The organism is Streptomyces minutiscleroticus, assembly GCF_014650875.1.
GTDB classification, from domain to species: domain Bacteria; phylum Actinomycetota; class Actinomycetes; order Streptomycetales; family Streptomycetaceae; genus Streptomyces; species Streptomyces minutiscleroticus.
The window spans coordinates 23,462-38,383 of sequence record NZ_BMVU01000023.1; the positions used below are offsets into that span (position 1 = coordinate 23,462).

Consider the following 14,922-nt stretch of genomic DNA (forward strand, 5'->3'; position numbering starts at 1 on the left):
TCACCCCCGGGCCGGGCCTGGGCCGGTGCCTCCCTCGTCCGTCGCCCCGTCCGCCCCGTCCGTGCCGTCCGTGCCGTCCGTGCCGTCCGTGCCGTCCGTGCCGTCCGTGCCGTCCACAGCGTCCGCGCCGGCGTCCGGGAACAGGTCGGGCAGCGCGCGGGCCGACTCCAGGTCGCGCAGGTCACCGAGGTCGGCGGGCCGGAGTCCGGTGCCGGGGCCGGGGCCGGTTCCGGCGTCCGGATCCTCGTGGCGCCGGACGGCGGCCAGGCCCGCGCGCAGGGCGTCGGCACTCAGGAGCTGGCCCACCGGGGCGGAGGAACTGAGGAACAGCACCTCCCGGTCCTCGGGGAGCCTCTCGAGGAGGGCGGGCACCGCCATCAGCTCGTGCGGCGGCAGTCGCTCCTGGTCCAGCTCGGGAGCGGTGGAGAAGACCGGGACGGCGGGTGTGCCGTCGGGCGCCTCCGTCACCGCCAGGGCGCCGTCGGCGTCGACGCAGACCGCCAGCTCGGCGTCGGCGAGGGCCAGCGCGAGCAGCTCCTCGGAGTCGTAGCCGGTGGCGACCAGGCGCACCGCGGCGTCCGCCGGGCTGACCGGCGGGTCCCAGCCGTAGGCGTCGGGCGAGGGCCGGTAGTGGGGGTTCTCCTCCCACTCGACGATCTCGCCGCGGGCGTCGCTGCGCCAGCGTCCCAGCATCGCCCAGACCGGCGGCACCTCGCCGGCGGCGCCGTCCCAGTGCCGGTCGATCACCGAGAGCCAGTGGTCGGGGGCGAGCCGGGCGGCCGCCACGTACTCCTCCGGGGGCTCACGGAAGCCGGGGTGGCCGCGCGGGACGACGGCCGGGGTGGCCTCGGCCGGGGCGTCGGAGCGGTCCGGGGTGCCGGGGGTCTCCGGAGCGCCGGAGCTGTCCGGGGACGGTGTCATGCCAGGTCACCACCCTCGGCGGGGCCGTAGGCGCCCGCGTCCCCCGGGGCCGTGCCCTCTGCGGGCCCGGTCTCCTGCGCCGCGCGGCGCAGCGCGGCCGCGTCGACCGTCATGCTGACCGGTCCCGAGGGGTTGAGGTACAGCGTGTGGCCCTCCGGGAGCCGGTCCAGGACGTCCAGCGCGGGCAGCAGTTCGTAGCCGAAGCGGCCGGCGGCGTGGAGGTGGACGGGCGAGGTGAAGACCGGGACCACCGGCTCGCCGTCCGGGGAGACGGCCGACAGGGGCGTCCCACCGGGGCCGAGGAGCATCGCGACCTCGGCGGCGGCCAGCGTGCGCGGCACCGCGTCGCCGGGGCCGTAGCCGGTGGCGGCGAGCTGCACCGCCTCGTCGACGGGGTCGGTGGGAGCGGGCCAGTCCAGCGCCTGCGGGGAGGGGCGGTACTCCTCGTTGGGCCGCCACTCCGCGATCTCGCCGTCCGGGCCGGAGCGCCACTGGCCGACCACCGCCCAGTTCGGCGGCTCTCCCGTGCCGGTCCACGTCGGGTCCACCATGCCCAGCCAGTGGTCGGGGGCGAGCCGGGCCGCCTCCCTCAGCTCCTCCGGGACCGGTGGCGCGGTGTCCTCACCGGGACCGGGCCCGGCCCCGGTGGCGTCGGCTGCTGCGGTGTCGTTCATGGGTTCCTCGGGAGATGTCGGGGGTGGTCGTCCAGTATCCGCCGGATGTTCCGGTCGGGGTCCAGGGAGGGTACGAGGCCCCGGTCCCGGAACCAGTCCTCGACGAGCCGCCGCAGCCGCCCGCCGGTGTCCCGGTCGTCCCCGGCGTCGTCGGGGACGGCGGCGGGACCGAGCGCCGTCAGCAGGTCGAGGACGTCGTCCATGGTGTGCCGGTGGGCGTCGAGCCAGGCGGCCTCGTCCGGGTCCGGGGCGCGGCCCGGTCCGCCCGGCAGCGGGCCGCCGGCCGGCCGGTCCATCTCGGCGCGGGCGTGCTCGTCGGGGAACAGCCCGTCGACGGCGACGTGGGCGCGCAGCTCCTCCTCCGTGAGCGGGGCGATGCGCCAGTAACGGCCCCAGTTGTCCGCGTAGTCGAGGTCGGACGACTCCGCGATCCCACGGGCCCGCAGGTCGTCCAGGACCATCTGCGAGGCCCGCATGATCTCGTGCAGCGAGTGGTGGCGGACGGGCAGCATCTCCGCCATCAGCGCGAGCCGCACCAGCCCCAGGTCGATGTCCAGGCCCCACTGCTCGCGCATGTGCGCGGCGTTGCGCAGCAGCCGGTGCGTGGTGCCGGAGGTGCCGGCCCGCACCAGGCCGCCGGTGGCGTGGGCGGCGGTCGGCAGCGTGGTGCTCATGGCGATGTCGTAGCGGGACACGCCCGGGATCCAGGGCAGGACGCCGTCCGGCATCAGCGCGCGCTCGGCGGCGCTCAGCGGCGGCCGGACCTGCTCGGGGGCCAGCGGTACGCGCAGGGCGCGTTCGAGGCGGGTGAGCCGGTCGCGGTCGGCGGGGGACAGGGCGGTGCCGAGCGCGGTCAGGGCCTCGTACGCGTCCAGATCGGCGTGGTGCGGCCGGTCCGCGCGCTCGGCCTCGATCTGCGGCGGGTTGAGGTTGGAGACGCCCAGCAGGTCGGAGGTGGTCCGCTCGCCGACCCAGAGCAGGCCCATGCGCTCGCGCAGGTTGCCGGAGGCGACGACCGCCTCGATCCGGTCGCGGTCCACGCCGACCACGCCGTCGACGGTGGGGTCGTCGGAGCCCAGCTCGCGCCAGCGGCCCGCGGCGTCCGCGCGCCGGAACAGCTCGGCCGCCATGACGGCGATCTGGTCGTTGATCTCGGGCCGGTCCGCGAGGTGGTCGCCGAGGCGCCGCTCGAAGAGTTCCGCCTGCTCCAGGTAGCGGATCCGGCCGCGGATCCACGCCGGTGCCTCGTCCGGGGCGGGGGCTGTCGCCAGCTCCCTCAGTCGGCGGCGGACCGCCGGGGGCGCGTCGTCGATCGCCCGCGCGATGCGCTGCGACCGGTCCGCCGCGTGGCGGCCGGGGGCGGGCGCCGCGGCGGCGGAATCCGTCACGGCCGTCACGGACGTTCCGGCGAGCCACTGGTCGCCGTCGTGGACGAGGAGTACGGCGGGGTCCTCCGCGTCGGGTCCGAGGCGGGTGACCGTACCGTCCGCCTGCGCCACGGCGGCCGGCACGCCGAGGGCGCGCAGGGCGGCGGCGAGCAGCACGGACAGCGGCGGCTCGGTGTCCGCGCCGCCCAGGGAGGGGTCGGCGAGCAGGAGCCGCAGCCTCACGGCGGGCCCGGCGGCCAGGTCGGCGACCGGCAGCACGTCGCCGAGCAGGGCGCCCTGCGTCCGCTGGGAGCCGGTCAGCGAGTGGCCCGCGCTCTCCAGCAGGGACAGCGGCACCATCGCCGACGGGTCGAGCGGCGGCACCTCCTCGTCGGTGAGGCGCTCGTCGTCGAGGGCGCCCGCCAGCCAGGTGCGGAAGGCGGCACTGCGGCCGGGCTCCGCCTCGGGGAGGAGCGAGGTCAGCGGCTCGCGGTCGCCGAGGGCGGCCAGCAGTGCGGTCTCGGCGGTGCGGCCGGGCGCGGCGGGCACGGGGCGCAGGTCGTACCGGGTGCCGTCGAGGTCGGCTCCGCCGTCGCCGGTGCGCCGCAGCGTCCCGCGCGGGACCGGCGGCTCCGGATCGGGCGCGGTGGGACGGGCGGGAGCCGACGCGGTGCCGTCACCGGCCGCGGCCTCCTCGACGTCCTCGGCGTTGTGATAGGCGCGCGGCGGGTACGGCGGCAGCTCCGCGACGGTGAGGACGGCGTACGGCTCGCTGATGTTGGCGTCCTCGCGGACCTGGCGGGCGACCACGGTGTGGGCGCGGCCCGGCGGGTAGAGGACCTCCTCCTCGGTGAGCCACATCGAGAACGGCGTGACCAGTGGGGCGGTCGACCGGGGCAGGTGGCCGAGGACCGGGTGGCGGTCCTCCTCGAGCTCGGCGTCGTCGCGGACGAAGCCCAGCGCCAGGTCCAGGCGCTCGGTGGTGCTGCGGAAGCGGGTGACGAACAGCGTGCCGTCGTGCAGCAGCGGGGAGGGGCCCGGCGCGTCGACGGGGCCGGGCAGCCAGCCGCCCCACCACACGGGGGCGGCCACCGGCGGCAGCATCTCCAGCGCCTCGGTCGCCATGTCGACGTGCAGCGCCAGCGCGTCGGAGATCCGGTCGGCGATCCGGTCCGTCCGGCGCCGCAGCTCGGCCAGGTCCTCCGGGTCGGGGCCCTCGCCGGCGTCAGGCAGGTCCTCGGAGTCGGAGTCGGAGTTCTCGCTGGTGCCCAAGAGGTCGGTGAGGTCGGAGATGACGTCGCCCAGCTCGTCGTCGCCGAGCAGCAGTTCGGGCCGGGAGTAGTGGTCGGCCCGGGCGTCCTCCAGGGCCAGGGTCCACACCCGGTGGCGCATCAGCCAGCGGACGCCCGCCGGACCGAGGCGGCTCGCGGTGACGAAGGTCTTGAACAGCTTGTGGTCGGAGCCGGTGTAGCGGAACAGGGCCGTGAGGTGGCCCGGCGCCAGCGAGGTGACGGCGCGGCGGCCCGCCTCCCCGAACCGCTCCAGCCACTTCCGGGCGGCCTCGGCACGCTCGGTCAGCTCCTCGGACTTCTCGGGCACCTTGGTGCCGGTCAGGGCCGCGTTCAGCGCGGTGGCGATGTCCCCGGGGATCTCCAGGTCGTACGAGGAGCGGAAGCGGGTGGTGGCGTCGTAGGCCGCGTGGTGCGGCAGGGGCAGCGGCAGGTCGGGGGCCAGGCTGCGGCGGGCCCAGAGGTGGAGCCGGGCGCCGTCGCGGGTGAGCGCGACACGCTCCTCGTCGGTGCCGACGCCGGCGAGGTGGGAGGCGCGCAGCACCTCGGCGAGTGACTGGTTGTCGGTGAGCACCGACCAGGCCAGCACGGCGGAGCGGAACGCGACCATGCGCTGGGCGTCGGCGCCGGTCGCCCGGTACGCCTGGAGCAGCCACAGGGCCGGGCCCACGGTGCCGCCGACGTAGCGGAAGCCGCGGTCGTCGTGGGCCAGGCGGTACGCGCCCTGGCGGTGGCCGCGCGGGTGCGGCGGGTGCGGGGAGCCGATCCGGCCGGGCTCGGAGTTGCGCAGGCTGGTGGGCGCGGGGCCGTAGGCGGCTGAGCTGAACGCCTGCATCAGCTGGCCGACGGTGGGCTGCTGCTCCAGGAACCGGGCCAGGGCGGGGCTCGGCCCGGCCTGGCCCGCCGCGGCGGGCTGTCCGGGGGCGGCGAGGCCGAGGGCCAGGTCGGCGCCGTGCGGGCCGTGCTGGGCGGCGAGGCGCGCGTGGAGCCGGCTGACGGCGTCGACGAGGACGGCGCGGGTCTGCGGCCGGGCGGCGATGTGCCGGGCGAGGTTCACCTCGTACTGGTAGCTGAGGGTGCGCCAGTCGCGCCGGGCATAGAGCGGGCCGAAGCGGAGGCTGTCGGGCTCGCCGGGGATCCGCCAGCGGGACACCGACCAGGGGTTGCCGGGCAGCACCGCCTGCCCGGTGGGGCCGGCCGGGGCGACGCGCTCGAAGGGGGGTGCCGGGAGCGGGGGCGCGGCGCGGAAGGCGGGGCTGACGCGCAGCCAGCCGTTGGGGGTGCCGTCGGCGTTCTCCAGCAGGTGGACGGCGGCGGCCGGGCTGCCGTCCGGGCGGCGCATCGGGGTGACGGCGACCCGGCCGGTGTTGACGAACACGTCGAGGCCCGTGGCGTCGGCGATGCCCTGGACGCGGCGCGCGGTGTCGGCCGGGTCGGCCGGTGCGCCGTCGCCGCGGACGGGTTCGCAGACCACGACGGTGACGCTGGTGAAGCCCGCATCGCGCGGACCGGTGCCGAGGAGCCGGCCGACCGTGTCCCCCGTCGCGCCGGACGGCAGGCCGTCCGGACCGGCGACGGTGAAGCCGTCGGTGCCGCCGTGCGAGGTCCAGAAGAAGGTGCCGCCGGAGCCGGTGGCGGGCAGGGCGCGCTGCCGGGCGACCCGGATGCCGCCGGGGCCCCGGCTCCACTCGGTGTAGCCGGCGGTGTCCCGCAGACCGGAGTAGAAGGGCGCGCGCAGCGACCAGTCGGCGGCCGTGAAGGAGGCGCGGCCGACCAGCCGTCCGTCGGCGGTGCGGATCTCCTGGGCGGCGATCTCGGAGGGGGACGTGACGGTGCGCTGCCCCGCCCAGGGGTTGTTCCAGTAGTCGGGCTCGGGGTAGTGCGGGGCGGCGGTGCGCTGTGCCGGGGCCTCCGGGAGCACGGCGGGGCGCTCGGCGAGGCGTACCAGCGTGTAGCGCAGGCCGGTGTCGGGGTCGGTGCGCGGGACGCGGGCGGTCACGTCGAACTCGGCGGGCGTGGCGTGCGCCGCGCGGCGCTCCTCCGGGTTCGCCGCGTAGGGGCTGATGTCGCGCGCCGAGGAGCGCTCCACCTCGTAGAGCACCGGGTGGTGTCCGTCGCGGGAGGCGTCGGCCAGCGCCCGCAGAGCCGCGGACGGGCTCAGCCGTACGGGGTGCAGCCGGGCCGCGGTGACCACGCCGGGCAGCGCGTCGGCGGCCTCCTGGGAGGCGGGCGCCTCGCCGGGCAGCCAGCTCCCCCACCACACGGCGGTGTCCACCGGCGGCAGCAGGGACAGCGCCTCCAGGGCGGCGGCGGTGTGCTGGTCGGCGCGGGTGCGCAGGAGGTCCGCGGAGCGGGCGACGACGTCGGCGAGGAGGACCGCCGACGTGGCGAGGCGGGCGGCGCGGTCGGCGGCGGGCAGGGCGCGGGCCTCTCCGACGAGGCTGCGGAACTCCGGCACCTCCATCAGCAGCACCGGGAAGTCGCCGCGGCCCTCCAGCGCGGCGGTCAGGGCGGCGCGGGCCGCCGGGACCACCGGGACACCGCCGAGCAGGGCGGCGTCGGGGCCGCCGAGCAGGTACAGCGCGGTCAGGTGGGACTCGTCGAGGCCGTCCAGGGCGGAGCCGCCGTGCCGGCGCAGGCGTTCCAGGAGCGCCTGTTCCCGCTCCAGCAGGCCGTCGGGGTCGGCGTCCGGGTCGGCGGCGAGGATGCGCTCGCCGCGCCGGATCGCGCCGGCGAGGCCCTCGGGCAGCATCCAGGTGCCGGTGGCCTCCGCGCCGATCCGGGCCGCGTCGGTGGCGTACAGGGCGCGGTGCGGCGGGCGCAGCGCGGCCGGGTCCTGGGCACCGGGGCGGCCGGCGGGGCGCAGGGTGCGCTCCGCCCAGGCGTACAGGTGGGCGGCGTCGCCGAGGACGACGGCGCGTTCGGCGGCGTCGCCGAGGCCCGCGGCGTGCGAGGCCCGGAGGATCTCGGTCAGCGAGTGGCGGCCGGTGGGCAGCAGCCAGCCGAGGACCACCTCGCGGAAGGCGGCGGAGTCCTCGCGGCGGGTGCCGGGCAGCATGCGGTACCGCGTCAGGGCCTTCTGCGCGGTGTGCGCGGGACCGTCGCCGAGCGGCAGCCCGCGGTCGCGGTGGTCGCGGCGGTGGTTGCCGTCCTCGTCCCGCTCCCGCGGCCGGTCCGTGGCGAACCAGTCGGTCAGGCCGGTGCCGCGGGCGTACATGTCCATCAGGCGCGACAGCGTCACGTCCGTGGCGGGGTCGAGGAGCCCCTCCAGGGCGGCGAGCGGGTCCGAGGGCATGGCGGACTCGGGGAACAGCACGGCGGCGGCGCGGGAGGGGTCGACCGTCCCTCGTCGCTGCTGGTGGCGGTGGACGGCGCGCACCGCGGCGCGCGCGGTGTCCAGGACCGCCGGGTCGGCGGCCAGCGCCAGGCCGAGGGTCCGCTCGTAGGCGCGGCTCGCCGCGTCCCAGCGGGGGTCCGTGTGGAGCGAGGAGAGCAGGTCGGCCGGGGAACCGGTGTCCTCCGCGCGGCCGGCCGGCGTGGTGGGCGCGCTGATCAGCCAGCGGGGGCGCGGCTGTCCGGGGGCCTGGTTGAGCTGGAGTCCGTGCGGGACGCCGGTGGCCTGGCCGCGGTCGTAGGTCTCGTTGGTGGTGGTGGCCGCGGCGACCTCGTGGCCGGAGGTGTCGGCCAGGGTGCGGGACAGCGGTCCGGCGGCGGCCGGGGGGCCGAACACGACGACGGTGGCGGCCTCGCGGGGGCCGGTGAGCAGCCGCCGCAGGTAGGTGCCCGCCTGCCCGCCGGTGATCAGCCGGGAGCCGTACGGGGAGCCGGCGCGCACCAGGCGGCCGTCGCTCGGGACGGCGAAGAACACGGAGCCGTTGTCCCAGGGCACCGGGACCCGCTCAGGCTCCCACTCCTCGGAGGCGGTGTCGTAGTACTTGAAGTAGTCCAGGGACGGCAGGGTGGCGAGGCCGTGGCGGCTCTCGGCCCACTCCTGGGCGGTGTAGGCGGTCAGCCCGGACCAGGTGCCGTCGGGGGCGACGACCGGGCGGGTGAGGATCTCCCGCTCCCAGGCGGCGGCGTCCTGGTCGGGGGCCTCCTGGAGCAGGACGTGGGTGTAGACGCGGCCGGTGGTTGCGTCGTGGCGCAGCTCGCGGGAGACCTCCGTGAAGCGCGCCGGGCGCGGGTAGAGCGCCCTGCGCGCTCCGGGGACGCGGGCGAACGGCGCGACGTCCCGCGCGGTGGAGCCGCGCACCTCGTGGAGCACCAGGTGGCGGCCGTCCGGGATGCGCGGCGCGGCGAGCAGGCGAGCGAGGTTGCCCCGTGAGGTGAAGAGGATGTGCGGGCTGTCGTGAACGGCGCCCGGTCGGCTGGTGGCGACCTGCTCGGCGGTGCCTTCCTCCAGACGCACGTAGTAGACGGAGGTGTCCACCGGCGGCAGCAGTTCCAGCGCCTCCTGCGCCATCCGCGCTGCCAGGAGCAGTTCGGCCCGGGCGCCGTCCGCGAGTTCGGCGGCCCGCTGCCCGGCCCACTGCGCCAGAGGCTGCAGGGCCGCGGCACGGCCGGGACCGGCGGGCACCCGGGCCGCCTGGCGGGCCAGTGAGCGCAGCCGGTTGTCGCGGAGCAGCACCAGCGGGTACATCCCGTCGGCCTCGCCCCGGCCCACCAGCTTGGCGGCCGTCTCGGCGAGGGCCTGGCGGAAGCCCGCGGCGGCTTCGGGGCCGGTGCCCCGGGCGGCCTTGAAGAGGCTCCCGTCGGGTCCGCTCGCCAGGTACAGCGCGGGTACGTGCGCCGCCGTCAGGTTGCGCAGCAGGGCCGGGCTCTCGTGCCGCAGCAGCCAGGCGCGCAGCGCGGCGCGCCGCTCGCGGGCGGAGGGGCCGCCGGGCCACGGCAGCGTCTCCAGGTCGGCGGCGCTCCAGGTCTCGCCGTCCAGTGCGGCGAGCGAGGTGATCGCGGCCGGTTCGGCGGCGCCTGCGGTGATCCAGGGAGTGAGCCAGGCGGTGTGCTGCCGGTAGAGCCGCTGGTGGGGCAGGATCAGCTGCTCGGGCAGGTTCGGGTCGTCGCCGAGCACCTCCCGCAGGGTCGGGTCCGAGGCGAGCCGGACGCGGGGCGCGAACACGGCGTCGGCCCAGGCGTACAGCTCCGCCGCGCCGGTGTCGGCGGGGCGTGGTTCGCCGGTGTCGCGGACCCCGGCCGCCTGCGCGGCCTCCAGCAGTTCGGCCAGCGAGTGGCTGCCGTCGAACAGTCGTTCGGCCAGCAGTGCGGTACGCAGCTCCAGGAGCCGGTCGGGGTCGGTGCCGGGCAGGGCGGCGTAGGCCCGCAGCAGCCACTCGAAGCGGGTGGCGCGGCCGTCCCGGACAGGGTGGCCGAGCCGGTCGTGGCGGTCGCGGTACCAGCTGCCCTCCGGCGCGTGCGGCTCGGAGGGGGCCACGGTGGTGGTGAGCCCGCGGGTGTTGAGCTCCGGGTGCTCGTGCCACAGGCGGCGCAGGGACTGCCGTCCGGGCTGGTCCAGCGGCCCGTAGGCGGCCTCGGCGAAGGCCTCCAGGAGGGTGTCGAGCTCGTCGTGGTCCAGCAGGTCGGCCATCCGCTGGGCGGGGTCGATGTCGGCGTCCGGGAGCGATTCGGAGTCGGAGTCGGCGTCGGTGTCGGGGAACGCGGAGACCGCGGCGTCGGGGCCGAGGTGGTCCGCGAGGTAGGCGTACAGGGCGCGTACGGCCTCGCGGGCGGCGTCGACGACGGCGTCCTCCTGGGCCAGGATCCGGCCGAGGGCGTGCTCGTACTCCGCGGCCAGCGACCACCAGCGCGGGTGGGCGTAGAGCACGCCGAGGCCGTCGGGACCGGCGTCCGGCGCCGGCAGGGGGGCGGTCGCCGGCATGGGGGCGCCGGGGGCCTCGGTGACCCTCAGGAGGGCGAAGGGCCGGCGGTCCCTGCCGTAGTGGAGTATCGAGCGGCGTACGCGGTCGAAGACCACCCCGGGCGGGTAGAGGGCCTCCGCCTCCTTGGGCCACGAGGAGAACATGGCGATCTCCCGTGCCTGGGAGTTCGCGACCTCGGTGAGCTGCGGGTGCATGCCGCGCGGCGGCGAGCCGCGGCGCAGCGCGAAGTCCAGGGCGCTGCTGCGCTCCAGGGCGGTGCTGCGGAAGAACGGCATGGTGATCCGCCGGCCGCCGTAGAGCGCGGAGGACTCGGAGGGGCGGCGCAGGGTGCCGGGCACGGCCCGGTCGCCCCAGTACACGGTGCGGTTGACGGGCGGGAGGAGTTCCAGCGCCTCCGAGGTCATGTCGATGTGGCCCGGCAGCTGGGCGTGCACGCCGCGGGCGACGGCGTCGAGGTGGCGGCGCGCCCGCAGGAGCTGCGCCCGGTCGCCGCTCCCGACCGCCTGCTGCACCCCCGTGAAGATCGCCGGGAAGTTCGGCTGGATGCGCATGATCAGCGGGATCCGGTCGTACTTACCGCGCCTGGCGAGGCTCCAGACCATCCGGCGCACCATCCAGCGGCTCATGCCCCGGCCCAGCCGCTCGCCCTTCAGGTACGCCTTCATCAGCTGGTAGTCGTGGAAGGTGTAGACGTGCAGCGCCGTCAGGTGACCGGGCGACAGGCGGAGCAGTGCCTCGCGGCCCGCGTCCCCGTACCGCGTCAGCCACTCGCGGCCGATGACGAGGCGCTCGTCGTTCTGGTCCATGCCGGTGCTGCCCGGCGCGAGCATGTCCCGCACCATCCTCACGAGGTCGTCGGGGAGGTTCAGCTCACCCGTCACGGCCGCCGGGAAGCGGTTGTAGTGGCTGTACAGCACCTCGTGCGGGGCCCTCAGCCGCTCCCGCAGGGCGGCGCCCGCGGGGGTGGGCGGGATCAGGTGCCAGGGGACCAGGTGCTCGCGCGCCCAGCTGTGCAGCCGGGAGGCGTCCAGGGCGGCGGCGCGGCGCTCCTCGGGACCGCCCATGCCCAGCAGGTGCGAGGCGCGCAGGACCTCGTGCAGGGAGTGGACGCCCGCGGGCACCGCCCATGCGATCAGCGCCGTGCGCAGCATCGCGGCCTCGGCCGGGGTGGCACCCGTCTCCAGCGCGCCCTGCAGCAGCCACAGGGCCGGCCCGTCGGGACCGGCGACCCTGCGGAAGCCGTGGCTGTCGTACTGGTGCCAGGCATGCCCCACGGCCGGTGGCAGCGACCGCAGGGGCTGCCCCGTGCCGCGGATGGTGCCGGGCAGGGTCCGGGCGACCGTGGTGGGCGACTGGGGGGCGGCGAAGACCGCGTTGGCGTAGGCGAGGAACAGCTCGGACAGGGTCGGCCGGGCGTCGGGGCCGAGCAGGCGGGCGAGCCGGTCGCCGGGCTGCGTCCCCTGGTCGTCCGGGGTGGGGAAGAGGGTCCGGGTGGCGGCCTCCTCACCGTGGCGCTCGGTGAGGAAGCGGTGGGCACGGCCCAGAGTCTCCCGGACGACCTGCTGGACCTCGGGACGGGCGCCGAGGAGCTGGGCGAGGGCGAACTCGAAGTTCAGGCTGAGCTGCCGCCACTGCGGGTTCGGGTACAGGGCGGTGAAGCGGGGGCTGCCGGGCGCTCCGGTGATCCGCCAGGACGCGAGGTTCGGCGGGCGCTGCTCCCGGGCGCCGGGGCCGTCCTCGGAGTCGGAGTCGGAATCGTCCTCGGAGCCGCTGAGGTCCTCCGGGGCGTAGGAGTGTTCGGAGACCTCGGAGCGGGAGTCGGAGTCGGAGTCGCTCTCCTCACTGGCTTCGCCGGAGGCGTGGGTCGTACCGAAGCCGTTCTCGAAGACGAACTGGATCCCGCCGGGGCCGGTCGTACCGGGGTTGGCCGTTCCGGGGCCGGTCCCGCCGCCGGAGTCCGATCCCATCTCCTCGTCGGAGTCGGAGTCCGAATCGGAGGTCTCCCCCTCCTCGCTCTTGTCGTCGACGTCCATGGGGTCGTCGGCGTTGACCTGCCCGGCGTCCGGGTAGCGGACCGCCGGGACGGCCCGGGGCGCGGGCGACGGGGCCGCCTCCGCCGAGGGGGCCCGGCCTCCCGGGTACTCGGTCACCCACTCGGTGGGCCGTCCCTCGGCGTCCTCCAGCAGGTGCGGCACCCCGTCGGAGACCGCGGTCCGGCCCACCGGCAGGTGCACCGGCAGCCCGGTGGCGTCGGCGAGCCGCCGGGCCCGCGCCCGCGCGGCGGTCCGGTCGGCGACGGCACCGGCCGGACCGCAGGCCAGGACGGTGACGCTGCGGAAGCGCGGGCCGAGCAGGGGGCGCAGCGCCAGGCCGGTGGAGGTCCCGTCGTCGTGGCGGACGCCGCCGTCCTCGGTGTGCAGGGCCAGCCCCGTGGCGCCGCCGTGCGAGGCGAAGTGGAAGGTGGTGCCGGCGTCGCCGGGCCTGCTGTGGTGGGAGGCCACCGGGCGCCCGTCGGCGTCCCGCTCCCAGGCGACGAAGCCGTTGTTCTCGGCCAGCCGCCGGTAGTCCGGCTCGCGCACCGCCCAGTCGGCGTCGTCGAAGGACGCCACACCGATCAGGGCGCCGTCCTCGCCGCGGATCTCCCGCAGCTCCGGCAGTGACGGCCAGGGGCCCGACGGGGCCGGCTGGGTGATCCGCAGCAGGTCGTCAGGGGCGCCCAGCAGCCGGACCGGCGGCAGGGACGCGTACGGCGAGGCCGTCTCGTGCACGGTGATGTGCTCGTACCCGGGGACCGGGCCGCTGCGGAGCGGCTCCACGGTACGGCTGTCCACGCGGAAGTGCTGTCCGGGCGGGTAGATCGCCTCCACTTCCGAGACGTAGGCGACGAACGGGGTGACCTCGCGGGCCGTGGACCGGCGGACGTGCACCATGCCGCGGTGCGCGTCCGCCGGTCCGGGCTTGTTGCGGGCCATGAACCCGAACGCCTGGTCGCGGTCGAGCGAGGTGCTGCGCACGAACGGCACGTCGATGAAGTCCCGGCCGTAGACCGGCCCGTGCTCCGGGCGGTCCAGGGGCCCGGGCATGCCGCGGTCGCCCCACCAGACGTCCTGCTGGACCGGCGGCAGCACCTCCAGCGCCTCGGTCGCCATGTCGACGTGCAGCGGCAGCTCGTCGTGGAGCCGGTCGGCGAACGCGTACGCCCGGCGCCGCAGCTCCGCCACCTTCTCGCTGCGCGTGCCCAGCTCGTTGGCGACGTCGAACATGTCGTCGTACAGCTCGTGGGCGCCCTCCAGGCGGCGCAGGGTGACGGGCAGCATGCTCACCGCGTTGGCCTCGGCCGCCCGGCGCATCAGTGCCCAGGTGTTGATGCGCACCAGGTGGCGGGAGAAGCCCGCGCCCAGGCGCCGCCCGTTCAGGTACGCCTTCATCAGGCGGTAGTCGTTGGCGCTGTAGAGGAAGACGGCCGTCAGGTGCGCCGGGGCCAGCTCCGACAGGGCGCGCATGCCGGGCCGGCCGTTCCGGTGCAGCCAGTCGAACATCGCCTGACCGCGGTCGCCCTCGAGGCCGTACGGGTCGCGCAGCGCCCCGTCCACCAGGTCCAGCAGGTCGCCGGGGATGGACAGGCGCTGCGGGGTGATCCGCGAGGAGTACCGCATCCGGGCCTCGTAGAGCGCCTGGTGCGGGGGGATCAGGTGGTGGGCGCGCGGGTCGCCGGGCGGCAGCAGGGACAGCAGGCGGGCCTCGCGCACCGACGCGTCCGCCCACAGGTGCAGCCCCGCGCCGTCGCGCAGCGCCGACGTCCGCTCCCGCGCGTGGTTCGGGGCGGTCCCGGCGAGGTGCGAGGCGAGCAGGATCTCGTGCAGGGAGGCGAGGTCGGCCGGGATCAGCCAGGAGATCAGGGCGCCGCGGAAGGCCGCCAGTTCGAGCGGGGAGGCACCCAGCGCGGCGTAGGTCTGGAGCAGGCGCAGCGCCACGTTGCGCTCGCCGCCGACCCGGCGCAGGCCGCGGCTGTCGTGCACGGCGCGGTAGGCGCTGCCGGGCGCGTACTTGGCGCGGTTGCCGACGGGGCGGGCCAGCGCCTCGGCGAGGTCCGCGGGGAGTTCGCGGCCCGCGTGGGCGGCGCGGGCGTAGGCGGCCATCAGCTCGTCGAGGGCGAGGACGCCGGGCGGCAGGGTGAGCAGCCGGTCCAGGGCCCGGGCGGGGTTCTCGTACGGGATGCCGGGGTCGAGGAAGGCACGCTGTGCGCGCTCCTCGCCGTAACGCTCCGTCAGGTCGGCGTACAGGCGGGAGGCCGCGGTGCGGGCCGCCTCGGTGATGCCGGAGTGCGTGCTCATCAGCCCGGCGAGGGTGAACTCCAGCTGGACGCTGCGCCGCCGCCACTCGCGGTCCTGGTAGAAGGCGGCGAAGCGGACCGTTCCGGGGGTGCCGGCCGGGCGCCAGGACGGCACCGACCAGGGGGCCTCGTCGGCGGCGGGGGCCGTGGCGTCGTCCAGGGAGAACGAGGCGAGGGCGGACGACGGGTCGGCGGTCACCGGGTCCGTGCCCACCGGGGTGGCGTTGATCTGCTCGGGCGCGGGGTAGCGGGGGACGCGCTGTAGGGGCGGGGCGGCGGGCGCGCCGAAGGGACGCACGGCGCGGGTGGCCGGCGCGCGGTGCGCGGGGGCGGCCTGCCCGAGGTGGAAGGTGCCCGTGGCGTCCGCGGCCGGACGGGGCGCCACGGTGGACGTGGAGGCGGAGGCCGGCGAGGAGACCAGCGTCGGCGCGCCCGCCTCGTCGGCCAGCGGCTCGGTGAGCATGA

The 14,922-nt window shown here is 76.8% G+C and carries 3 protein-coding genes (1 of these 3 running past the window's edge); all 3 read right to left on the minus strand.

From position 1 onward, the window contains the following. Tightly spaced (each overlapping or abutting the next), the 3 genes in view from IE271_RS21990 to IE271_RS22000 form a layout consistent with a single transcriptional unit that may run on beyond the window. Positions 1-921 carry a type VII secretion system-associated protein gene (locus IE271_RS21990; protein WP_190192106.1) on the minus strand — a complete coding sequence of 307 codons (921 nt, stop codon included), beginning with the start codon at positions 919-921 and terminating at the stop codon, positions 1-3. Then, positions 918-1,595 (minus strand): type VII secretion system-associated protein, encoded by a 678-nt coding sequence (locus tag IE271_RS21995; RefSeq protein ID WP_190192107.1) that lies wholly within the window; start codon positions 1,593-1,595, stop codon positions 918-920. Before IE271_RS21995 ends, IE271_RS21990 begins: the two co-directional genes overlap by 4 nt. Beyond that, positions 1,592-14,922, minus strand: the end of a protein-coding gene (locus tag IE271_RS22000) for a lonely Cys domain-containing protein (protein ID WP_190192108.1). The gene runs 33,583 nt beyond the window's last position; 13,331 of the gene's 46,914 nt are visible here — the last part of the coding sequence; the start codon falls outside the window, past its right edge — the gene reads right to left on this strand; its stop codon occupies positions 1,592-1,594. Before IE271_RS22000 ends, IE271_RS21995 begins: the two co-directional genes overlap by 4 nt.